The 3,572-nt window shown below is 59.5% G+C and carries 5 protein-coding genes and 1 pseudogene; 2 read left to right on the top strand and 4 right to left on the bottom strand.

Annotated features, from left to right (window positions below; all coding sequences use genetic code 11):
- Window positions 1-792 (top strand): annotated as a pseudogene (locus C9413_RS29565) (transglutaminase family protein); the annotation flags it as partial.
- A 91-nt stretch (window positions 793-883) separates the two neighbouring features.
- Window positions 884-1,711 (top strand): transglutaminase family protein, encoded by an 828-nt coding sequence (locus C9413_RS29560; RefSeq protein WP_039845585.1) that lies wholly within the window; start codon window positions 884-886, stop codon window positions 1,709-1,711.
- A gap of 12 nt (window positions 1,712-1,723) precedes the next feature.
- Here C9413_RS29560 and C9413_RS29555 read toward each other — a convergent pair whose 3' ends face one another.
- The 4 genes from C9413_RS29555 to C9413_RS29540 all read right to left on the bottom strand — a co-directional run.
- On the bottom strand, window positions 1,724-1,987 hold the full coding sequence (locus C9413_RS29555; protein ID WP_039845586.1) for a DUF1488 family protein: 264 nt from the start codon (window positions 1,985-1,987) through the stop codon (window positions 1,724-1,726).
- 4 nt (window positions 1,988-1,991) lie between these two features.
- Window positions 1,992-2,222, bottom strand: coding sequence for a hypothetical protein (locus tag C9413_RS29550; RefSeq protein WP_039845587.1), 231 nt, complete (start codon window positions 2,220-2,222; stop codon window positions 1,992-1,994).
- Between the two features lie 99 nt (window positions 2,223-2,321).
- Entirely contained in the window at window positions 2,322-3,140 is an 819-nt protein-coding gene (locus C9413_RS29545) for a transglutaminase family protein (protein WP_039845588.1), read from the bottom strand.
- A gap of 12 nt (window positions 3,141-3,152) precedes the next feature.
- Window positions 3,153-3,572 (bottom strand): alpha-E domain-containing protein (locus C9413_RS29540; protein WP_170251303.1); only part of this gene is annotated, 420 nt, incomplete at its 5' end.

The following is a 3,572-nucleotide window of genomic DNA, read 5'->3' as shown; positions in this document are numbered from 1 at the left end:
CCCCGGGACAGCTTCGACCAGCGGCTTCTGGATGCAACGATGACGATCGATCCGGAACCGGCAGGAATCCGTTGGATACACGACGTCTTCGGGAATTGCATTGCGCTCGTGGATATAGACCGGCCGGCCGCTCAGTTGCGGTTCGAGACCAATATGCGCACAGACCACACGCCGCAGGTGCCGCACGATCTCGAAATCGATCGAAAGGCGCTGACTTACCCTTTTTCCTATGACGACGAGGAATTGACGGACCTTTCCTGAACGATCACGCGCCACTACGAGGATCCGGGTGGTGCAGTCGCACACTGGGCGCATCAGTTCGTCGGAACAAGCTCGTCGGGCCAGACGGGCCACGTCCTGATGACGCTCTGCTATGCGATCCACGAGAGTTTCGTCTATGCCCGCCGCTCTGAACATGGAACACAGGCGCCGATCCAGACGCTGATGATGCGGCAGGGAACTTGCCGCGACTTTGCCCTGCTAATGATGGAAGCGGCTCGTTCGCTCGGCCTGGCCGCCCGTTTCGTCACCGGCTATATCTACGTGCCGGATCGCGACGGCTCGACGACGCTCGGCGGCGGCTCGACGCATGCCTGGTGCCAGGTTTATCTCCCGGGCGCCGGCTGGGTGGAATTCGATCCCACGAACGGCATCGTCGGCAACCACGATCTGATCCGCGTCGGCGTTGCGCGCGATCCTCGCCAGGCGGTTCCGCTCTGGGGCAGCTATGACGGAGCGGCGGACGATTTCGACGACCTGGTTGTGCAGGTCAACGTTACCACCCAACGGTAAAATATGGCGAAGGGGCCGCTTCCCTGTGGAACCGAAATGTTCTACTGGCGTTCCTTGATGGCCTGCGGGCTTGCTGGACGAAGGAGCTTCCATGAAGATTCGCGCTGGTTTCACGATCGGCTATGAATGTGTGCAGCCAACGCCAATGCTTCTCGTCCTCAATGTCCATCCCTCGCGGCGTCCCGACCTTCTGACGGATCAGGTGCTGTCGTTCAGTCAGCCGATCGCGGCGTGGAACTACACCGATGGTTTCGGGAATTCGTGCACACGCATTGTCGCCCCGCCGGGACTGACCACGATTTCGACCGTGTTCGAGATCTACGACAGCGGCCAGCCGGATGCGGTGCCGCTGGATGCGCAGCAACACGAGATCAAGGACCTGCCGGACGACGTGCTCGTTTTCCTTCTCGGCAGCCGTTATTGTGATACGGACCGGTTGAGCGATTTCGCCTGGGCGACGTTCTCGCAGACGAAACCCGGCTGGCCGCGGGTGCAGGCCATTGCCGATTTCGTACACGGCCATATCGAATTCGACTACCTGAAAGCCGATCTACTCCGTACCGCGCATGGTGGCTATTGCGACAAGACCGGCGTCTGCCGCGACTTTGCGCATCTTGCCGTAACGCTCTGCCGCTGCCTGAACATACCAGCGCGCTATTGCACAGGATATCTCGGCGATATCGGCGTGCCGCCCGATCCCGCGCCGATGGATTTCAGCGCCTGGTTCGAAGTCTATCTGGGCGGCCACTGGCATACGGTCGATGCCCGGCACAATGTTCCGCGCATCGGCCGCATACTGATGGGAACCGGCCGCGACGCGACGGACGTGGCCATCTCGACCGCTTTCGGCCCGGCTGTATTGAAGCAATTCGATGTCGTGACGGAAGAGGTGCCCGGCGATAACGGCGCCATCGCCTGAACATTTTCACGATCAGCGGAAATCCCGTGCGGTGAGCGTCAGATTGTTTCCGCGCCGATTTGCATAGGCTCTGGCGGCTGCTTCCTGGATCGTAGAGCGTGCGGCGTCAAAGGCATTGAGACAGGCAAGCTCCGAAGCGTTCGCCGCAGCGGATTGTCCAAGCGCTGCTGCTTCGACGAGAAACCTGATTTCAAACATGCCGTCGTAGCCGGTAAAGCGTACAGCCTTCCTCGTTTCGTCGAACGTCCGGCTTTTGTTGGGAAAGATAAGCGTCATTCGGTTAGTCCTCCAAATGAGCGCGGTCAGCCCGAAGAGCTGCAGCGATCAGATCGGATTCAAAAGTGTGAGCACGCAGTTGCTGATTGAAATCGACGAGCTGTTCTGTGGCCAGCGAGCTCGGTTCTCCCCGCAGTAAAACACCCGCAATATGGGCTTCCTGCGCTGCGATGTGCTTTCTGTCTTCCGCGACGCGCCGGCGGGAAAGCTCCAGATCTTTCGAAGAATAAGCCATAGCTTATTATAGCACGGCTTTGAGCCGAAATCTAAGTAACGCCAAAATGAAAATCTTCCGATCTTCCTTTCTGCGAATAGTTTTAAGCCATGCTGGCCATCAGCTCTGGCTTTGCATCTGGCCCTGATCTTCGACCTTGACCATGACCGAGAGCTTCTCGCCCGGCGTGCCGATGCGCATGCCGGAGACAGGGGCTGCGTCGCGGTAGCACAGGCCGGAAGCGACGCGGACGTAGCGGGCATCGGGGCAGATGTCGTTTGCCGGATCGAAGCCGACCCAGCCGAGGCCAGGAATGTGCGCCTCGCCCCAAGCGTGTGTCGCGGCCTGCTCCGCCTTCCCCTCCATCATCAGGTAGCCGGAGATATAGCGCGTCGGCACCTGCAATGCGCGAGCCGCGGAAACGAAGATGTGGGCGTGGTCCTGGCAAACGCCGCTCTTCTTCTCCATCGCCTGTTCGGCGGTCGTGTCCGTGTTGCTGGTCCCCGGCTTGTATTCGACCGCTTCGTGAATGGCCGCCATCAGCGCGTGCATCAGCGCGAGCTCATTGTCGCCTTTTACGGTCCGTATGAGTTCCCTGATGAGCCTGCCGGGCTTGGTACGCGGCGTGTCGCGCAGGAACAGCCACAGCGGGCAGAAGCCTGAATGCGGGCCGGTCACTCCATTGCGATCTTCGGTTTCGACTTCACCTTCGGCGACGATGCGCGTCACCTGCTGTTCGCCTTGCAGCGAGACGAGGTTCACATGGTTGCCGAACTGGTCGTCATACTCCACCTCTGGCTTGGCGCCTTCGACATGCAACGACCAGTTCAAGACCTTCTGACCGAAGGCTGAGGGCGGTGTCAGGCGCAGCCGCTGCAGCGAGAACTGCGACGGCTCGTCGTAGTGGTATTCGGTGACATGGCTAATCTTCAGTCTCATCTCATGCCCCGCTTATACGTAGAACCGATAGCCGTCGGAAATTTCCATGCCCAGCTGGTTGTTGCGATTGACGAAATCCTCAAGGAATTCGTGCAACCCCTGGTCCATGACGTCCTTGATCTGCCTCGTTTGCAATGATGTCCGGATGGCGTCGGCGGTATCGTGGGCCGGCAGCCGTTCACCGCCGTAACTGCTCGATATGTAGCCGAGGTTGCTGACGATCTTTTCGTAGCAATAGGCCAGCGACCGCGGCATCTGGCCATTCAAGATCAGGAAGTCGGCGATATTGGCCGCCTTGTACTCCTCATCATAGGCCCAGCTATAGGAACGGTGCGCTGAAACCGAACGCAGGATCGATTCCCACTGCACATTGTCGATCGAGGACCCCACCTGCGAAATGGATGGCAGCAGCACGTAGTACTTCACGTCGAG

The organism is Rhizobium sp. SEMIA 4085, assembly GCF_013004495.1.
GTDB lineage: Bacteria > Pseudomonadota > Alphaproteobacteria > Rhizobiales > Rhizobiaceae > Rhizobium > Rhizobium gallicum.
This window is presented reverse-complemented; position numbering and strand designations above follow the sequence as displayed.

Excerpts from the sequence above, each read along its gene's own strand:
- C9413_RS29560 (WP_039845585.1), top strand. The coding sequence starts at position 884 with ATGAAGATTCGCGCTGGTTTCACGATCGGCTATGAATGTGTGCAGCCA.
- C9413_RS29555 (WP_039845586.1), bottom strand. The coding sequence starts at position 1,987 with ATGACGCTTATCTTTCCCAACAAAAGCCGGACGTTCGACGAAACGAGG.
- C9413_RS29550 (WP_039845587.1), bottom strand. The coding sequence starts at position 2,222 with ATGGCTTATTCTTCGAAAGATCTGGAGCTTTCCCGCCGGCGCGTCGCG.
- C9413_RS29545 (WP_039845588.1), bottom strand. The coding sequence starts at position 3,140 with ATGAGACTGAAGATTAGCCATGTCACCGAATACCACTACGACGAGCCG.